Origin of the sequence: Alexandriicola marinus, assembly GCF_004000435.1 — a bacterium.
Classification (GTDB): Bacteria; Pseudomonadota; Alphaproteobacteria; order Rhodobacterales; family Rhodobacteraceae; genus Alexandriicola; species Alexandriicola marinus.
On the sequence record NZ_RBVZ01000002.1, the window covers coordinates 1139060 to 1154676 of the forward strand.

The following is a 15617-nucleotide window of genomic DNA, read 5'->3' on the forward strand; positions in this document are numbered from 1 at the left end:
TTCAATGGGCTACAAGATCGCCGTCGTCGGCGCGACAGGCAATGTCGGGCGAGAGATGCTCAATATCCTGCATGAACGTCATTTCCCGGTGGACGAGGTCGTCGCACTGGCCAGCCGCCGTTCGCTCGGCTCTCAGGTCAGTTTCGGTGACAAGACCCTTGTCACCAAGGATCTCGACGCTTTCGATTTCACGGGCTGGGACATCGCCCTCTTCGCCGTCGGATCGGATGCCACCAAGATTTATGCGCCAAAGGCCGCCAAGGCGGGCTGCGTCGTGATCGATAACTCGTCGCTGTATCGCTATGATGCGGATGTGCCGCTGATCGTGCCCGAGGTGAACCCGCAGGCCATCCACGGCTATGCGAAGAAGAACATCATCGCGAATCCCAATTGTTCGACCGCGCAGATGGTCGTGGCACTCAAGCCGCTGCATGACCGGGCCACGATCAAGCGGGTCGTGGTGTCGACCTATCAGTCGGTCTCGGGCGCCGGGAAAGAAGGCATCGACGAGCTGTGGGATCAGACGAAATCGATCTACAACCCGACCGATGACAAACCGGCCAAGAAATTCACCAAGCAGATCGCCTTCAACGTGATTCCCCATATCGACGTCTTCATGGATGACGGGTCGACCAAGGAAGAATGGAAGATGGTCGCCGAAACGAAGAAGATCATCGATCCGTCGATCAAGGTCACCGCGACCTGTGTGCGGGTGCCGGTTTTCGTCGGCCATTCGGAATCGATCAACATCGAGACCGAGGATTTCCTCGACGAGCACGAGGCCCGCGACATCCTGCGCGAGGCGCCCGGCATCATGGTGATCGACAAGCGCGAGGATGGTGGCTACGTGACCCCCATCGAATGCGTGGGCGATTTCGCCACCTTCATCAGCCGCATCCGGCAGGATTCGACCATCGACAACGGCCTGAACCTCTGGTGCGTGTCCGACAATCTGCGCAAGGGCGCGGCGCTGAACGCCGTGCAGATCGCCGAACTCCTCGGGCGGGAAGTGCTGAAGAAGGGCTGACCCTTTTTTGAGAGCAAGTCAGAGCGCCGGGCAGGTCACCTGTCCGGCGTTTCTGCTTTCGGTGGCCGACGATCTCGCGGTGCATCCTCGGCACACCTTCAGTCTCTGTTTCGGCTTTTCCGAACCGCTGCTCAATTCGATATGCGGTGCTTCATCGCCAACGAAGACCATGACGGGATGGCCGGCTATGCTGGCACGTCAGAACCGCTCGGCCCGGACAACTTCGACATCGCCGATGGTGACCACGCCGATATGCTTTTCGACCACATCGAAGGCCGCCTCCATCAGGGTATCGAGCCGTTCTTCGCGGATGATGCAGATGACCTGCACCATACCGCTGGCTCGGCTGATCTGGCCCTCGGATGTCCATGGCCCGGACCGCCCCGAACCGCCGATCACGTCGAGGATCGAATAGCCCGTCACACCCGCACTTTCGAGCGCGTCCGTCAGCCGTTTCTGCATGATCGCCTCGATGGTGATGACCACCCTCTTTGCCTTGTGAGTCTGCATGTTAGCCTCCTGTCATGGCTTGGCTCACCGCAACATAGAGCGGGATGCCAAGGGTGAGGTTGAACGGAAAGGTCACGCCGAGCGACAGCGTCAGGTAGACCGAGGGGTTGGCCTCGGGCAGAGCCACCCGCATCGCGGCGGGAACCGCGATATAGGACGCCGAGGCCGACAGCACCATCATCAGGGCCACGCCGCCCGGCGTGAGCCCGCACAACAGGCCGGCCAGCAGGCCGAGGCTTGCCCCGGCCAGCGGCATTGCCATGCCAAAGAGGATCGCGCCTTTCCCAAGCCCCGAGGCGCGCGCCTGCCTCAGGCCGCGCCCCGCGACCAGACCCATGTCGAGAAGAAACAGGCACAACACCCCCTGGAAGGGCGCGACGATGAAACTGTCGATCTGCGCCAGACCTTCGGTTCCGGTGATGACCCCGATTGCGAAGGATCCGACCAGAAGAACGATCGATCCGTTAAGCAGGATCTCTCGCATCAGCCCGTCGTTGCCGGCCGGCCTGCCGCCTCCGCGCGAGACAAGCCACAAGGCAGACAGGATCGCAGGCGCCTCCATGGCGGCGGCGACGGCGACCATATAGCCTTCGGCAAAGATGCCCTGACCTTCCAGAACGGTGCTTGCCGCGACGAAGGTCACGATCGAGATCGAGCCGTAGTGCCCCGCAACGGCGGCCCGGTCGATCCGTGACAGGCCGGTCAGGACGGACAGCAAGCCGAATGCCACGAAGGGCAACCCGAAGGACAACACGATCCCCGCGCCGATGGCCGCGATCAGATCGGGGCCCAGCCCGTGTTCCGACACGCTGACACCGCCCTTCACCCCGATCGCGAACAGCAGGTAGATCGACATCGCCTTGGCGGCGGCCTCGGGAACCGACAGATCGGACCGGGCCAGAGCGGCACCCAGACCCAGCGCAAAACTCAGGATGATCGGCGACAACAGGTTGTCGGCCGCCAGCGCCAGTATTTCGTTCATGAACCCACGACCCTCCGGTTTTGGCGGGTCATAACGGTTTGGGGCAATGTGGCAAGCTCAGATCGCCGCAAAGGCGCCTGTCTTTCCGTCCACGCATTCCAGCCCGCCCGAGGAAATGTCGTTCCACAGACCATGGAGCGACAGATCGTCGGCCTCGACTGCCTTCTTCACGAACGGAAAGGTCATCAGGTTCTCGAGCGAGACGATCACCGCCTCTTTCTCGAGCCTGTCGATCCGGTCGGAGTCCGCCTGTCCGGTGGGAAGCCGTTCGAACCCCGGGCGCAGGATATCCATCCAGCGGCCAATGAAACTGGTATTGGCATCCAGTTCGGGCGCGTGGCCCGAACACATGTCATAGCAGGCGCGCACGCCGCCGCATCCCGAATGGCCCAAGACCACGAGGTTCGAGACATGAAGACTGCTGATGGCATATTCGACGGCCGCCGAGGTTCCGTGGTGATCCGTGTCGGGCGCATAGGGCGGGACAAGGTTCGCGATGTTGCGGTGAATGAAGAATTCGCCCTGCTCGGCCCCGAAGATCGAGGTCACGTGGACCCGGCTGTCGCAGCAGGAAATCACCATCGTTCGGGGGCGCTGTCCGTCTTCGGCAAGCCTGTGATACCAGGATCGGTTCTCGGCGAAGGTGGTGGCTTTCCATCCATGATAGCGCCGGACGAGGTATTCCGGCAGCGGACGAGCATGTTCCATGAGGCTGCCTCCGGTCTTTGCGCCTGTTGCACTCCGCGTCGAGGTTTAGGTTGTATTGTCAGGAAATTCGAGAGGAAATCCTAGCGCGGCCGAAGCTGCGGAAACACTTCCGAAACGCCTGGGTTCTAGACCGTGGTCCACAGCAAAGGTGGAAGCGGATGGATCGAACTCCGAAACGCAAGGCGATCATTGGTGCAGGTCGGGCTGTCATCAGGCTTGAGCCGTCCTACGCCAACGATACCGATTTTGCCGCCATGGCAAGTTTCTATGCTACGGCCGATGGCGGCCGGGCAGGTGCGATGAGCGCGGCACAGGATGATCTTGACCACAGGCTCGGCCTGATCGTGCGGGCGCATGCCGATTGCGATATCGACGGGATCATCCTGTCGGCACGTCGGATTCGTCATCTGGCCCTCCAGCTGGGGTTTCTTGAACTTCGGCGCGCCACGGACAACGCGATTGCCTGTTGCCGCGATGGCGACGCCACGGCGCTGGCCGCCGTGATCGGCCGGATCGACCGTTTGGGCACCATGGCCTTGGCCCAGGTCGACCTGATCACGAGAAGCGTTACCTGACCGGGGCTTGCAGCGGCGGCCCGTCTGGTTAGGCTGTGCCGTAACGCTTTCTCAGCCAGGCGAGTTCCCCATGATACCGACCTTCGCTTCCGATGACGGCAGCGCCGTCCCCCTCGATCTCGTGACGACCGAATGTTTCGACACCTATTCCGCGGATTTGCCCGAAAGCCATCGCGTCTGGCTCGATCGGCAGGGCTTCACCGGGGGCTTGGGCAAGATCGCGCTCTTGCCCGATGAGGCGGGTGACATAATCCGGGCCATCGCGGGCCTTGGCGGTCGCAAAGATGCGGAGCGGGGCCGGTTCCTGCTGGCCAAGGCCGCGGCCCAGTTGCCGGCGGGCACCTACCGGATCGACGCGAACCCGGCGGATGCCAATCTTGATGAGGCGGCCCTCGGCTGGCTTCTCGAGAGTTATCGCTTTGGCCGCTACAGCGCAGCGCCGGAGATGCGGGCCCGGCTGGTCGCGCCCGCTGGCGTCGATGCGCCCCGGATCGAGGCGATCGCCGCGGGCGAGGCGCTGACCCGCGATCTGATCAACACGCCGGCTTCGGATATGGGGCCAGCCGAACTGGAGGCTGCGGTATCTGATCTGGCGCGCGAATTCGATGCGCGGCTTGCCGTGACCCCGACAAATGATCTTCTGGCCGAGAACCTCCCGCTGATCCACACGGTGGGCCGGGCCGCCGCGCCTCACCGCGGCCCCCGGCTTCTGGATATGCGTTGGGGTGACGCCGGCCCGAAACTCACCCTTGTGGGCAAGGGCGTCTGCTTTGATACAGGCGGCCTGAACCTCAAGCCCGGCGCGTCGATGGGGCTCATGAAAAAGGATATGGGCGGCGCGGCCACGGTCCTTGGGCTTGCGCGGATGATCATGGCGCTGGAACTGCCGATCCGGCTCCGGGTCCTGATCCCGGCGGTCGAAAACGCGGTCAGCGGCGATGCCTTCCGCCCCGGTGATATCCTGCGTGCACGCAATGGCCTGACGGTCGAAATCAACAACACCGATGCCGAGGGCCGCCTTGTCCTTGCCGATGCGCTGGCGCTTGGCGCCGAAGAAGATAGCGATCTGACGATTTCGATGGCGACACTGACGGGTGCGGCGCGGGTGGCCGTCGGCCCCGATCTGGCCCCGTTCTTTGCCAGTGCGGATGACGATGCCGCACGCCTGTCGGACGCGGCGATCCGTGCCGCCGATCCGGTTTGGCGGATGCCATTTCACGCCCCTTACGAGGCGCAGATCGAACCGGGCATCGCCGATCTGGACAATGCCCCGTCCGGGGGCATGGCCGGGTCGATCACGGCGGCGCTGTTCCTGCGGCGCTTTGCGGCGCAGCGCTACGTTCATTTCGATATCTACGGCTGGCAGCCAAGTCCGGCCCCGGCCCGGCCCAAGGGCGGTGTCGGGCAGGGCGCGCGCGCCGTGCTCGAGGCTTTGTCCGACCTTCTGGGCCTGTGATCCCGTGGATCGGCGGCTGACACCGGCCAATGGACGCGTCGCATCCTATGCGCTGGCAGGCCAGGTCGAGGCGGAGCGCTATGTTCCGGGCGAGGAGGCGCAAGTCGTCCTGCCCGTTCTCGACCTTCTGGATGCGCCGAATGGCAAGCGCGATCGTCAGTTGCTCTTCGGTGAGGCGGTAACGGTCTATGACCGGTTTGCCGATCACACCTTCGTTCAGGCCGCGCGAGACGGCTATGTCGGCTATGTCGCCGAGGCTGCGATTGGTGCACCGCTTGCACCGACCCATCGGGTCGCGGTGCGGGCGACGCATCTCTATGCCGACGAAGACATGAAATCGCCCGACCTGATGCGCCTGTCCTTCGGGTCGTGCGTCACTGTCACGGACGAACGGCGCAAGTTCTTCGAGACGCCTTCGGGGTTTGTGCCGAAACGACACCTGCGCCCTCTGGATCGGCCCTTCGCCGATCCGGTTACGATCGCGCAAATATTCTTCGGGGCGCCCTACCTCTGGGGCGGAAACTCCGATCTGGGCATTGACTGTTCGGGTCTTGTTCAGGCGTCTTGCCTTGCCTGCGACATTCCCTGCCCCGGCGACAGCGATCTGCAATGCGCGGCGCTGGGCGATCTGCTGGGCCCGGACATCGCGCCGCAGCGGGGCGATCTGTGGTTCTGGAAAGGCCATGTCGGCTGGGTGGTCGATGACCAGACGCTTCTTCATGCCAATGCCCATCATATGGCCGTCGCCTATGAACCGCTCGAAGCGGCGTGTCTGCGGATCGAGGCGCAGGGGGGCGGTGGCGTGACGGCGCGGAAGCGGCTGCTTGCACCCGGCAGTGCGGCCTGACTATTCGACCGCGCGGATCAGCTTGCGTTCAAGAACACGCAGCACCTGACGCAGGTCGTTCCCTCGTTTGAGAACCTGCCCCTCCATCCCGATCACCGCGTATTGCCCCTGTTTCATCCGAAGCCGGGGGCGTTTTTCGATCCGGTAGAGAGGGTTCTCCGCGGTGCGGCGGAACACCGAAAAGACGGCGACGTCGCGCAGGCTCGAGATGCCGTAGTCGCGCCATTCGCCGGCGGCGACCATCCGCCCGTAAAGCGACAGAATCGGCTGAAGCTCTGTCCGGTGGAAAGACACCTGCTCCGTGCCGGCATTCCGGCCGAAGGGTCCTGGGGTCACAATGTTCATGGGCACAGACTTGCGCCAATCCCTGCGCAAATCAAGGCGCGGTTTTCGGGGTCCGTTGCAGAATGTCTGTCGAACACGCGAATGTCTCAATCCTTTCCAATTCGCGCCTGAATCTGGCGGCAGATTGAAAACATCGAGACAGTGGCCCCGGCGTGCGGATTATTGCCCCCACCCAGTTCGTTAACTGGGGTCGCTGTCCGATCGTTCCCCTCGAAAGATATGCAAACCGCAACAGTCCGGACCCATCGGTCTAGCCGCAGGTGATTGCTGTGATCGTCTCCTGCGGGCCAATCTGGAAATTGATCCTCTCGGACCGGTAATCCATCGTGACGGGCTGACCGGGGCGGATGATCCTGACCTGACGCATGATCAACACGCGTTCCAGCGCTGTCACATCCTGTCCGACCAGATAGGCGTATGGACCGGCACCGCAGGTATCCTGTTCGGGCGGCGGGACGGGCGGACCCGAAGGCACGTCCTCGACCGGCAACTGGGCGCAGCCGGCAAGCAGGACAAGGGCGAAGGACAGGGTTCTGAACATGCAGGCACAGTGCACAATTGCTTGCACCCGTTGCAAGCGTCGCCATGAATGAGGTTGAAACCGAACCGCTTTTCTTCGAACTTCGCACCAAGCAATCAATCGCGTTCAGGGAGGAACGATCATGCGCACCCGAGCCGCCGTGGCCATCGAGGCCGGAAAACCCTTGGAAATCATGGATGTGAACCTTGACGGCCCCAAGGCGGGCGAGGTTCTCGTGGAAATCAAGGCAACCGGCATCTGCCATACGGACGAATTCACGCTGTCGGGCGCCGATCCCGAGGGGCTGTTTCCCGCGATCCTCGGCCATGAAGGCGCCGGTGTCGTTCTCGAGGTCGGTCCGGGTGTGACCTCTCTCAAGCCGGGGGATCACGTGATCCCGCTTTACACGGCCGAGTGCCGGGAATGCGAATACTGCCTCCATCCCAAGACCAACCTTTGCCAGAAGGTCCGCGCGACGCAGGGGCAGGGGCTGATGCCCGACGGGACCTCGCGATTCACCACCCTCGATGGGGATCCGATCCTGCATTACATGGGCTGTTCGACGTTCTCGAACCATACGGTTCTGCCCGAGATCAGCCTTGCCAAGGTCCGGTCCGACGCGCCCTTTGACAAGATCTGCTATATCGGTTGCGGCGTGACCACAGGGATCGGCGCGGTGATCTATACCGCCAAGGTCGAAATCGGGTCGCGGGCGATTGTGTTCGGGCTGGGCGGCATTGGCCTGAACGTGATCCAGGGCCTGCGGCTTGCCGGTGCCGATCAGATCGTCGGTGTCGACCTGAACCCGGCCAAGAAGCCGATGGCAGAGCATTTCGGGATGACGGATTTCGTCAATCCCTCCGAGGTCGAGGGCGATCTGGTGCCCTATCTCGTCGATCTGACAAAGGGCGGCGCGGATTACACCTTTGATGCCACGGGCAACGTCAATGTCATGCGCGCGGCGCTGGAATCGGCGCACAAGGGCTGGGGTGAATCGATCATCATCGGTGTGGCGCCTGCGGGGGCCGAGATCTCGACCCGGCCCTTCCAGCTCGTCACCGGCCGGTCATGGCGCGGCACGGCCTTTGGCGGCGCCCGCGGTCGCACCGATGTGCCGCAGATCGTGGATTGGTATATGGACGGCAAGATCGAGATCGATCCGATGATCACTCACCAGCTCACGCTGGACGAGATCAACAAGGGCTTTGACCTGATGCATGCGGGCGAATCGATCCGCTCTGTCGTGGTCTACTGACGGGATCGGGGAGCATGGCCTTGCATGAGGCCATTTCAGGGGTGGTGTCGGGACTGGCGCCACCTCTTGCCCATGCGGCTGTGGCCATTTCCCGTGCGGGCGAAGACCCGGTCTTCGCAATCGCCTCCGCCGACGGCGTCCGGCCCCTTGCGCGGGGCCGGGCATTTCGTGCGGCCTCGATCACCAAGATCGTCACGGGCCAGACTGTCTGGGCTGTCTTGAGAGACACACCCGGCGCGGCCGATGCGGATGCCGGCGCGCTGCTGGGTGTCGACCTGACCCATCCCAAAGGTGGACCGGTCACGCCGAGGCAGCTGATATCACATACCTCCGGATTGTGGGACGAGGCGGGCTATCTGATCCCGTCCGGCCAGACGTTGGCCGATTGGGTCGGCGAGATGGGGCCTGCGATCTGGTCTCCCGATCCGCCGGGCACGCTCTACCGCTATTGCAATCTGGGCTACATCCTTGCCGCCGCCTGCGCCGAGCGACTGGCGGGTGCGCGGTTCGACGAACTGGCGCAGCGCCATGTTCTGGGCCCGAACGGGATCGAGGCCGGGTTCAACTGGTCCGGCATGTCGTCTGCTGCGCGCGAGGAACGGGTTCCCTGCTACCGCGCCGGTCCCTCGGGACGGCAGGTCACGCAGATCGATGACGACGTGGCCCCTACCGACGCAAGCGGCCCGAACGGGGAAAGGATCGTTCTGGATGATCTTGCGCCCGGCGTGGCGGCCTTGGCCCTGTCGCCGCAAGGCGGGCTGAGGATATCGCTGGAAAACGGGTTGCGACTGGCGCGTGCGCTTCCGTCCATGGATCACACCCGGCTCTGGTCGCCCGAGATGGGGGGCATGGATGATCCGACCGGCGTGGTTGATGCCTATGGGGCGGGGCTGATGTTCCATGATCGCCCCGATTTCTACCCCCGCCCCCTGATCGGCCATTTCGCAAATGCCTACGGCTTCTGCGGCGGGCTGTGGTTCGACGCGGCGCGGGACGCGGCCCTTGTCATCGCACTGAATGGCCTGCCCGAGGGCGAGGATGCCGATACGCTGCGCCCCGAGGAGACGGCCCTGTTCGATGCGGTCGCGCAGGCGTTGGAGGATTGAAACCCAAGGCGCCATTGCGTAACGCGGGGATAAGCTATCCAAACCGGATGCGATCCGGTTCATACTGCCTTGCGCGGGCCAATACGGCGCGCAGGGCGTTCACCAGCATGTGCCGGAGGCCTTGATGCCCGACGAAACGCGACCGATCTTCGCCATCCTCATCGATGCCGACAACACCTCGCCCAAACACGCTGCCGCGATATTCGAGGAAATCGCAGGCTTCGGTGAAGCCTCGGTCAGGCGCTGCTATGGCGATTTCTCGTCTCAGCAGATGGCCGGCTGGAACAAGGTTCAGGCCGAACACGGATTGGTGCCGCACCATTCGCCCGCCAACACGGTGGGCAAGAATTCCTCCGATATCGCGCTGGTCATTGATGCGATGGATCTTCTGCACACGGGCCGGTTCGACGGGTTTGTCCTCGTGTCGTCCGACAGCGATTTCACCCGGCTGGCCAGTCGTATCCGTGAGCAGGGGCTGGACGTCTACGGGATCGGCCAGAAAAAGACGCCCGAGGCCTTCCGCAAGGCCTGCAAGCGGTTCATCTTCCTTGAAAACATCGGTGGCCAGACCGAAGCCGAAAGCGACGCCTCACCGAAGACGCCGGCCACCGGCAGCAAGCCAAAGGGCGCGCCCCTGCACGAGGCCCGCGACCTGATCATCCGCGCCATGGAAGCGATCGAGACCGAGGATGAATGGTATCCGCTCGGAATGCTGGGGCAGTTCATGGTCGCGTCGAATCCGGATTTCGACACGCGTACCTATGGCCACAAGAAGCTGAGCGATCTGATCGCGGCGCTCAAGGTCTTTGAAACCCGCCGCAGCGAGGGCAATCAGCTTATGGTGCGGCGCATCGACTGACACCTGCGGGCCAGCGTCGTCAGGCGCGATACCGCGCCATGAATGTCGCAACTGCGCCATCGACCACGCGATCGACGGCCGCGTGGGTGATCCCCTGTTCATTCTTGAAGACGACACGGTCGAGTATATCGACCTTGCACAGCATGTGGAACTGATCGGCCGCAAGCTCCAGATCGTCGATCTTCAGGGCGCCATTCTCTGCCGCGGTCGCGAAGAATTCCGTAAGCCGGGATCGCACGAGCGCGGGCCCGCTTTCATAGAAATCCCGGCCAAGGGCGGGGAACCGTTCGCTTTCGGCCACACAGATCCGGAAGATGGATTGCCCGAAGTCGGACGTGATGAAACGCACGATCTGACGGCCTGCGCTGCCGAGGATTTCCTCGACCGGGGCCGACATGTCGATCGAGGCGATGGCCTCATCCGCCTGTCGGAGGCATTCCGACTTGGCCACCTCCATGAACAGACGCTGCTTGTCGGGGAAATAGCTGTAGAGCGTGGCTTTTGACACGCCCGAGCGTTTCGCGATGTCGTCGACGCTGGCGCCGTCGAAACCGTCCGTCATGAAGACCTCGCGCGCACCCGCAAGCACCTGGTCGAACTTTCGACCACGCTTGATCGCGCTGTTTGCTCCGTCGGGCATGGGGTCCTCCTCGAATGAGCGATAGTAGCTTAGGGGAGTCGTGCCGGGCAAGGCCTCCCGGGTTCGCTGTTGCCTCTTGCCGCTGTCATTCAGCGGAATATAGTTAGAATAATTCTAAATAGGATCTTCACGTCATGCTTCCAAGCTTTCAGAATCGCCGTCGGTTCGCTGATCTAAAGGAACAAGAGGTTCTGGCTCTCGCCATTTCGGCAGAAGAGGACGACAGCCGGATCTATCGCAGTTTCGCAGAACGGCTCCGCGAGGAGTTCCCGGCGACAGCGCGCGTGTTCGATGGCATGGCCGAGGAAGAGAACGAACATCGCCGCCGGCTGATCGAATTGCACCGCAAACGGTTCGGCGATGTCATCCCGCTTATCAGGCGTGAACATGTCGCAGGTTTCTATGCCCGCAAACCGATCTGGCTGATCGAGAACCTCAGCCTCGAGGCGGCCCGCGATCAGGCCTCCGACATGGAGCGGCAGGCCGAGCAGTTCTATCTGCGCGCCGCCCAAAGCACGACCGACGCCGATACGAGGAAGCTCTTGGGCGATCTGGCTGCGGCCGAGGCAGGACACCAATCGACAGCAGACGAATTGTCGGCCGAACACCTGACCGCGGATGCGCGCGACGAAGAAGATCGTGCAGCCCATCGCAAATTCATCCTGACATGGGTTCAGCCCGGGCTTGCCGGGTTGATGGACGGATCGGTGTCGACGCTTGCGCCGATCTTTGCCACCGCCTTTGCGACGCAGGACACATGGACGACATTCCTCGTTGGTCTTGCCGCGTCGGTTGGTGCCGGCATCTCGATGGGCTTTACCGAAGCGGCCTCGGATGACGGGCAGATCTCGGGCCGCGGCTCTCCGATCAAGCGGGGATTTGCATCGGGGATCATGACGATGGTCGGGGGGCTGGGCCACGCGCTCCCGTATCTGATCACTGATTTCTGGACCGCGACGATCATCGCGATCATCGTCGTCTTCGTCGAATTGTGGGCCATCGCCTGGATCCAGAACAAGTTCATGGAGACACCGTTCTTCCGCGCCGCATTCCAGGTGGTTCTGGGCGGGGCACTGGTCTTTGCCGCGGGGGCCCTGATAGGAAGCGGCTAGTCGAGTGTTTGCGGCCGGGGCCACATGATCGAGATCCTGTTTCAGACTCTGCCGTTCTTCGCGATCATCGGGCTGGGCTACGGTGCCGGGCGCACCGGTTTCTTCTCCGAAGGGGCGACCGCAGCCCTGACGAAGTTTGTCTTCTACTTTGCATTGTCGGCCATGCTGTTCCGGTTCTCGGCGACCCTGTCGCTGGGCGACCTGCTGGACCGGAACTTCATCCTTGCCTATCTCGCGGGCACGACGGCGGTCTATGTCATTGTGGCGGTCGTCGCGCTCTTGCGCCGTCGTGGCGTGGCCGAGGCCGCGATCGAGGCGCAATGCGGGGCGATCGGGAACACGGGGTTCCTCGGGCTGCCGCTTCTGGCGGCGCTGATGGGGGAACAATCGATCGGGCACAACATGGTCGTGCTGTCGATCGACCTGATCGTCTTTTCCTCGCTGATCGTCATCCTTGTCACGGGATCCCGGGAGGGGCAGTTGTCGCCGAGGATCCTCGTGACCGTCGGTCTGGGGCTGGTCAAGAATCCGATGATCGTGTCCATCGTGCTGGGGCTTGCGTGGTCGTCCACGTCTCAGCCGCTCCCCCGCCCGCTGGATGACCTTTTGCAGACCTTGGGTGCTGCCGCGACGCCAGGCGCGCTTTTCGCGATCGGCGCGTCGCTTGCATCCAAGAGCGCCGAACGTTTTGCCGTCGCGGGCTGGCTGTCGTTTGCCAAGCTGATCCTTCATCCGGCCTGCGTGGCCGTGGCGGCGCTGTGGATCTGGCCGGTCGAGCCCTATGCGGCTGCGGTCATGATCGCGGCGGCCTCGCTTCCGGTGGCGGGCAACATCTACATGCTGGCGCAACATTACGGCGTGGCGCCGGCGCGCGTCTCCGCCTCGATCCTGATTTCGACGGCCCTGTCGATCGTCACGGTGACGACCGTGATCGCCTGGGTGACAACGATGGTGCCGTGAGTTAGGCCAAGACAAAACGATCAGAGGGGCGAGCCATGCAGACGATTTCCGAAAACAGATGCTTTGGCGGGGTTCAGGGCGTCTATTCCCACGCCTCCGAAGCAACCGGCACCGACATGACCTTCGGGCTCTACCTACCGCCCGCCGCGTCGGATGGTCCGGTTCCGGTTCTGTGGTATCTGTCGGGCCTGACCTGCACCCACGAAAACGCCATGGTCAAGGCCGGGGCACAGGCCCATGCCGCGCAGCACGGGCTGGCCCTGATCTTTCCCGACACATCGCCCCGCGGCGAAGGCGTGGCCGATGATGCGGCCTATGATCTGGGGCAGGGCGCGGGGTTCTATGTCAACGCGACCGAGGCGCCCTGGGCGCCGCATTTCCGGATGTGGGACTACGTGGCCGAAGACCTGCCGTCGCTGGTCTTCGAGAATTTCCCGCTCGACCGGGATCGGCAGGCGATCACCGGCCATTCCATGGGCGGGCACGGTGCACTGACCCTGGCGATGGGTCTGAAGGAGCGGTTCCGTTCGGTTTCCGCCTTTTCGCCGATCTGCCACCCGAAGCAGAGCGACTGGGGCCGCAAGCAGCTGACCGCCTATCTGGGTGAGAACGAGGATCTCTGGGCGCCGCATGACGCCACGCTGATGATGCGTCGCGAAGGGTTCGAAGGGCCAGTCCTGATCGATACCGGCACCGACGATCAGTTCGGCGATCTCCTGAAGACCGAGTCGCTTGCCCAGGCGATGGCCGAACGCCGGCAGGCCGGGTCCCTGCGGCTTCAGCCCGGGTACGATCACAGCTATTTTTTCGTGTCGACGTTCATGGGGGACCATGTTCGTTTCCACGCCGAAGCCCTTGGAGGTTGAGATGAAGATCACCCGCGCCAACGAGATTGCGGCAAAGGACGGCCCTGCCGACTGGTTCACCGGCGCTGTCCGGTTCGAGACGCTGCACAGCAACGAAGAGCCGTCACGCGCCAACGCGGTGCGCGTGACCTTTCAACCGCGTGCCCGGACCGCATGGCATACCCACCCGCTGGGCCAGACCCTCATCGTTCTGTCGGGCGCGGGCCTCGTTCAGCGCGATGGCGGCCCGGTCGAAGACATTGCCGCCGGCGATGTTGTCTGGTTCCCGCCCGGCGAACGGCATTGGCACGGCGCGGGCCCCGACGGCCCGATGTGCCATATCGCGATTCAGGAGGCGCTCGAGGGCAGCACGACCACCTGGCTCGAACATGTCAGCGACGCGGATTACGGCCGGTGATCTACGTCGATGCCGATGCCTGCCCCGTCAAGGCCGAGGCCGAACGGGTCGCATCACGGCACGGATTGCGCCTTTTCATCGTGTCGAACGGGGGATTGCGGCCCTCTCCCAACCCTCTGGTCGAGACTGTGATCGTGCCGGATGGTCCCGATGTGGCGGATATGTGGATTGCCGACCGGGCCGGCCCGGGAGACGTGGTCGTGACCGGTGACCTGCCGCTTGCGGCGCGCGTCATCGAAGGTGGCGCCCGGGTCGTCAAGCATAACGGCGAGACGCTGAACGACCGCAACATCGGGCCCGCGCTGGCGTCCCGCGACCTGATGGCAGATCTGCGGTCCGCCGATCCTTTCCGGCAGGGCGGAGGCAAGGCGTTCGGCAAGGCCGATCGCAGCCGGTTCCTCGATGCACTGGAACGCGAGGTCCGCGCCGCCGCGCGTAACGCCTAGCGGTGCTGATCGACGAGGATCGGATTGCCGTCCGGGTCGGCGAGGACGAAACTTGCTGGTCCCTCGGTCGTCTCGTCGGCCTCCTGCACGAACTCCATGCCCTGCGCCTTCAACGCCTTTTGCAGGTCGCGTATGTCGGTAAAGTTGTCGAGGTCCTTCGCGTCCTGACCCCAGCCTGGATTGAAGGTCAGCATGTTCCTTTCGAACATCCCCTGAAACAGCCCGATCACGGTGTCGCCGTTCTTCAGAATCACCCAGTTCTGCTCGGGCACGCCGCCCAGATCGGAGAAACCAAGTTTCTCGTAGAAGGCCTTGGAAGCGGCAAGATCCTTGACTGTCAGGCTGATGGAAAAGGCACCAAGTTGCATATGTTCGATCCTTTCTAGGGTCAGCGGGCCGGAAGGATCCTCGGGTTCCGCAGGAGTGCCGCGGAGATCAGTGAAATCACCACGCCGACCGGCAGGATTTCCGACATCGTAATCGGAATGCGGAATAGCGGGTTCTCATAGCGAACCTGCAACAATTCCATTTCGGCACGCAGCGCCTGCAGTTCCGCGCCGGCAACGCCCAATGCCTCCTGCTCCTCGATATGGGCCGCGGCATAGGCTTCCATAAAGTTCGAGCCGGAGAGCGCGAGATAGAGTTCCCACACAACGACATAGGCAATCGACGCGACCGCGGAGATCAGAAGTCCAAGGCCAAGTGCGGGCAGGAACGCAATGACCCCGCCGCAATTCACGTCCCGATGACGTTTGATGCCAAAGAAGATGATCGACAACGCGATGAACATGATCAGATAGCCGACCAACTGCGACGCGGTCGAGGGATCGTTGCCAGACCAGACCAACGAAAGAATTATTCCGGTTATCACGACGAGGCCCGAGATGGACCCAAAGGTCAGAGCGATGAGGGTCATGTGCGATACTTCCGAGGTGAAGAAAGGACTCTTCAGAGCCTGCCCCATCGTGACGATGGATATCCATCGCCCAGAAGGGTGATCTTCCCG

At 63.0% G+C, this 15617-nt stretch carries 20 protein-coding genes; 12 read left to right on the forward strand and 8 right to left on the reverse strand.

The features are described 5' to 3' along the window. The first annotated feature begins 4 nt into the window (after nucleotides 1-4). A complete protein-coding gene (locus EP376_RS11900; protein WP_127655742.1) occupies nucleotides 5-1027 on the forward strand; it encodes an aspartate-semialdehyde dehydrogenase in 1023 nt (340 codons plus the stop codon). 198 nt (nucleotides 1028-1225) lie between these two features. Here EP376_RS11900 and EP376_RS11905 read toward each other — a convergent pair whose 3' ends face one another. Genes EP376_RS11905 through EP376_RS11915 form a run of 3 tightly spaced genes read right to left on the reverse strand, consistent with a single transcriptional unit; the run spans nucleotide 1226 to nucleotide 3227 of the window. Beyond that, nucleotides 1226-1537, reverse strand: a complete 312-nt coding sequence (locus EP376_RS11905) for a P-II family nitrogen regulator (RefSeq protein WP_127655743.1) — start codon at nucleotides 1535-1537, stop codon at nucleotides 1226-1228. 1 nt (nucleotide 1538) lies between these two features. After that, entirely contained in the window at nucleotides 1539-2519 is a 981-nt protein-coding gene (locus tag EP376_RS11910) for a sodium-dependent bicarbonate transport family permease (protein ID WP_127655744.1), read from the reverse strand. Between the two features lie 57 nt (nucleotides 2520-2576). Then, nucleotides 2577-3227, reverse strand: a complete 651-nt coding sequence (locus EP376_RS11915; RefSeq protein WP_127655745.1) for a carbonic anhydrase — start codon at nucleotides 3225-3227, stop codon at nucleotides 2577-2579. 158 nt (nucleotides 3228-3385) lie between these two features. Here EP376_RS11915 and EP376_RS11920 point away from each other — a divergent pair, with 158 nt between their 5' ends. From EP376_RS11920 to EP376_RS11930, 3 genes are all read left to right on the forward strand, one after another. Then, entirely contained in the window at nucleotides 3386-3802 is a 417-nt protein-coding gene (locus EP376_RS11920; protein ID WP_127655746.1) for a hypothetical protein, read from the forward strand. Between the two features lie 70 nt (nucleotides 3803-3872). Next, nucleotides 3873-5258, forward strand: a complete 1386-nt coding sequence (locus EP376_RS11925; RefSeq protein ID WP_127655747.1) for a leucyl aminopeptidase family protein — start codon at nucleotides 3873-3875, stop codon at nucleotides 5256-5258. Nucleotides 5259-5262: 4 nt separating this feature from the next. After that, nucleotides 5263-6105 (forward strand): C40 family peptidase, encoded by an 843-nt coding sequence (locus tag EP376_RS11930; RefSeq protein ID WP_127655748.1) that lies wholly within the window; start codon nucleotides 5263-5265, stop codon nucleotides 6103-6105. On the opposite strand, the gene EP376_RS11935 is transcribed toward EP376_RS11930, so the two are convergent. Both EP376_RS11935 and EP376_RS11940 read right to left on the reverse strand, forming a co-directional pair. After that, complete coding sequence (locus EP376_RS11935) at nucleotides 6106-6450, reverse strand: DUF2794 domain-containing protein (RefSeq protein WP_127655749.1); 345 nt, start codon at nucleotides 6448-6450, stop codon at nucleotides 6106-6108. A gap of 250 nt (nucleotides 6451-6700) precedes the next feature. Then, nucleotides 6701-6991, reverse strand: a complete 291-nt coding sequence (locus EP376_RS11940) for an I78 family peptidase inhibitor (RefSeq protein WP_127655750.1) — start codon at nucleotides 6989-6991, stop codon at nucleotides 6701-6703. A gap of 121 nt (nucleotides 6992-7112) precedes the next feature. Here EP376_RS11940 and EP376_RS11945 point away from each other — a divergent pair, with 121 nt between their 5' ends. The 3 genes from EP376_RS11945 (at nucleotide 7113) to EP376_RS11955 (ending at nucleotide 10190) form a co-directional block, all read left to right on the forward strand. Continuing rightward, complete coding sequence (locus tag EP376_RS11945) at nucleotides 7113-8225, forward strand: S-(hydroxymethyl)glutathione dehydrogenase/class III alcohol dehydrogenase (protein WP_127655751.1); 1113 nt, start codon at nucleotides 7113-7115, stop codon at nucleotides 8223-8225. Between the two features lie 14 nt (nucleotides 8226-8239). Continuing rightward, nucleotides 8240-9331 (forward strand): serine hydrolase domain-containing protein, encoded by a 1092-nt coding sequence (locus tag EP376_RS11950; protein WP_127655752.1) that lies wholly within the window; start codon nucleotides 8240-8242, stop codon nucleotides 9329-9331. A gap of 124 nt (nucleotides 9332-9455) precedes the next feature. After that, complete coding sequence (locus EP376_RS11955; protein WP_127655753.1) at nucleotides 9456-10190, forward strand: NYN domain-containing protein; 735 nt, start codon at nucleotides 9456-9458, stop codon at nucleotides 10188-10190. A gap of 19 nt (nucleotides 10191-10209) precedes the next feature. Here EP376_RS11955 and EP376_RS11960 read toward each other — a convergent pair whose 3' ends face one another. Then, entirely contained in the window at nucleotides 10210-10830 is a 621-nt protein-coding gene (locus tag EP376_RS11960; protein WP_127655754.1) for a TetR/AcrR family transcriptional regulator, read from the reverse strand. A 134-nt stretch (nucleotides 10831-10964) separates the two neighbouring features. On the opposite strand from EP376_RS11960, the gene mbfA reads away from it, so the two are divergent. The 5 genes from mbfA to EP376_RS11985 are packed head-to-tail and all read left to right on the forward strand — an operon-like array spanning nucleotide 10965 to nucleotide 14611. Next, entirely contained in the window at nucleotides 10965-11942 is a 978-nt protein-coding gene (gene mbfA / locus EP376_RS11965; RefSeq protein WP_127655755.1) for an iron exporter MbfA, read from the forward strand. A 24-nt stretch (nucleotides 11943-11966) separates the two neighbouring features. After that, nucleotides 11967-12902 (forward strand): AEC family transporter, encoded by a 936-nt coding sequence (locus EP376_RS11970; protein WP_127655756.1) that lies wholly within the window; start codon nucleotides 11967-11969, stop codon nucleotides 12900-12902. A gap of 35 nt (nucleotides 12903-12937) precedes the next feature. Beyond that, entirely contained in the window at nucleotides 12938-13768 is an 831-nt protein-coding gene (fghA, locus tag EP376_RS11975; protein WP_127655757.1) for an S-formylglutathione hydrolase, read from the forward strand. Nucleotide 13769: 1 nt separating this feature from the next. Then, nucleotides 13770-14165: a (R)-mandelonitrile lyase gene (locus EP376_RS11980; RefSeq protein ID WP_127655758.1), complete on the forward strand. Its 396-nt coding sequence runs from the start codon at nucleotides 13770-13772 to the stop codon at nucleotides 14163-14165. Further along, nucleotides 14162-14611, forward strand: coding sequence for a YaiI/YqxD family protein (locus EP376_RS11985; RefSeq protein ID WP_127655759.1), 450 nt, complete (start codon nucleotides 14162-14164; stop codon nucleotides 14609-14611). The genes EP376_RS11980 and EP376_RS11985 overlap by 4 nt, the downstream gene beginning before the upstream one ends. Here the strand turns inward: EP376_RS11985 and EP376_RS11990 are convergent. Both EP376_RS11990 and EP376_RS11995 read right to left on the reverse strand, forming a co-directional pair. Beyond that, entirely contained in the window at nucleotides 14608-14979 is a 372-nt protein-coding gene (locus EP376_RS11990; RefSeq protein WP_127655760.1) for a VOC family protein, read from the reverse strand. The genes EP376_RS11985 and EP376_RS11990 overlap by 4 nt on opposite strands. 20 nt (nucleotides 14980-14999) lie before the next feature. After that, nucleotides 15000-15527 (reverse strand): DUF4199 domain-containing protein, encoded by a 528-nt coding sequence (locus EP376_RS11995; protein ID WP_127655761.1) that lies wholly within the window; start codon nucleotides 15525-15527, stop codon nucleotides 15000-15002. Nucleotides 15528-15617: the final 90 nt, after the last annotated feature.

Coding starts and splice junctions, on each gene's coding strand:
- EP376_RS11950 (WP_127655752.1), top strand. CDS start 8,240: ATGGCCTTGCATGAGGCCATTTCAGGGGTGGTGTCGGGACTGGCGCCA.
- EP376_RS11900 (WP_127655742.1), top strand. CDS start 5: ATGGGCTACAAGATCGCCGTCGTCGGCGCGACAGGCAATGTCGGGCGA.
- EP376_RS11935 (WP_127655749.1), bottom strand. CDS start 6,450: ATGAACATTGTGACCCCAGGACCCTTCGGCCGGAATGCCGGCACGGAG.
- EP376_RS11995 (WP_127655761.1), bottom strand. CDS start 15,527: ATGACCCTCATCGCTCTGACCTTTGGGTCCATCTCGGGCCTCGTCGTG.
- EP376_RS11955 (WP_127655753.1), top strand. CDS start 9,456: ATGCCCGACGAAACGCGACCGATCTTCGCCATCCTCATCGATGCCGAC.
- fghA (WP_127655757.1), top strand. CDS start 12,938: ATGCAGACGATTTCCGAAAACAGATGCTTTGGCGGGGTTCAGGGCGTC.
- EP376_RS11960 (WP_127655754.1), bottom strand. CDS start 10,830: ATGCCCGACGGAGCAAACAGCGCGATCAAGCGTGGTCGAAAGTTCGAC.
- EP376_RS11915 (WP_127655745.1), bottom strand. CDS start 3,227: ATGGAACATGCTCGTCCGCTGCCGGAATACCTCGTCCGGCGCTATCAT.
- EP376_RS11905 (WP_127655743.1), bottom strand. CDS start 1,537: ATGCAGACTCACAAGGCAAAGAGGGTGGTCATCACCATCGAGGCGATC.
- EP376_RS11925 (WP_127655747.1), top strand. CDS start 3,873: ATGATACCGACCTTCGCTTCCGATGACGGCAGCGCCGTCCCCCTCGAT.
- EP376_RS11970 (WP_127655756.1), top strand. CDS start 11,967: ATGATCGAGATCCTGTTTCAGACTCTGCCGTTCTTCGCGATCATCGGG.
- EP376_RS11940 (WP_127655750.1), bottom strand. CDS start 6,991: ATGTTCAGAACCCTGTCCTTCGCCCTTGTCCTGCTTGCCGGCTGCGCC.
- mbfA (WP_127655755.1), top strand. CDS start 10,965: ATGCTTCCAAGCTTTCAGAATCGCCGTCGGTTCGCTGATCTAAAGGAA.
- EP376_RS11990 (WP_127655760.1), bottom strand. CDS start 14,979: ATGCAACTTGGTGCCTTTTCCATCAGCCTGACAGTCAAGGATCTTGCC.
- EP376_RS11945 (WP_127655751.1), top strand. CDS start 7,113: ATGCGCACCCGAGCCGCCGTGGCCATCGAGGCCGGAAAACCCTTGGAA.
- EP376_RS11980 (WP_127655758.1), top strand. CDS start 13,770: ATGAAGATCACCCGCGCCAACGAGATTGCGGCAAAGGACGGCCCTGCC.
- EP376_RS11920 (WP_127655746.1), top strand. CDS start 3,386: ATGGATCGAACTCCGAAACGCAAGGCGATCATTGGTGCAGGTCGGGCT.
- EP376_RS11910 (WP_127655744.1), bottom strand. CDS start 2,519: ATGAACGAAATACTGGCGCTGGCGGCCGACAACCTGTTGTCGCCGATC.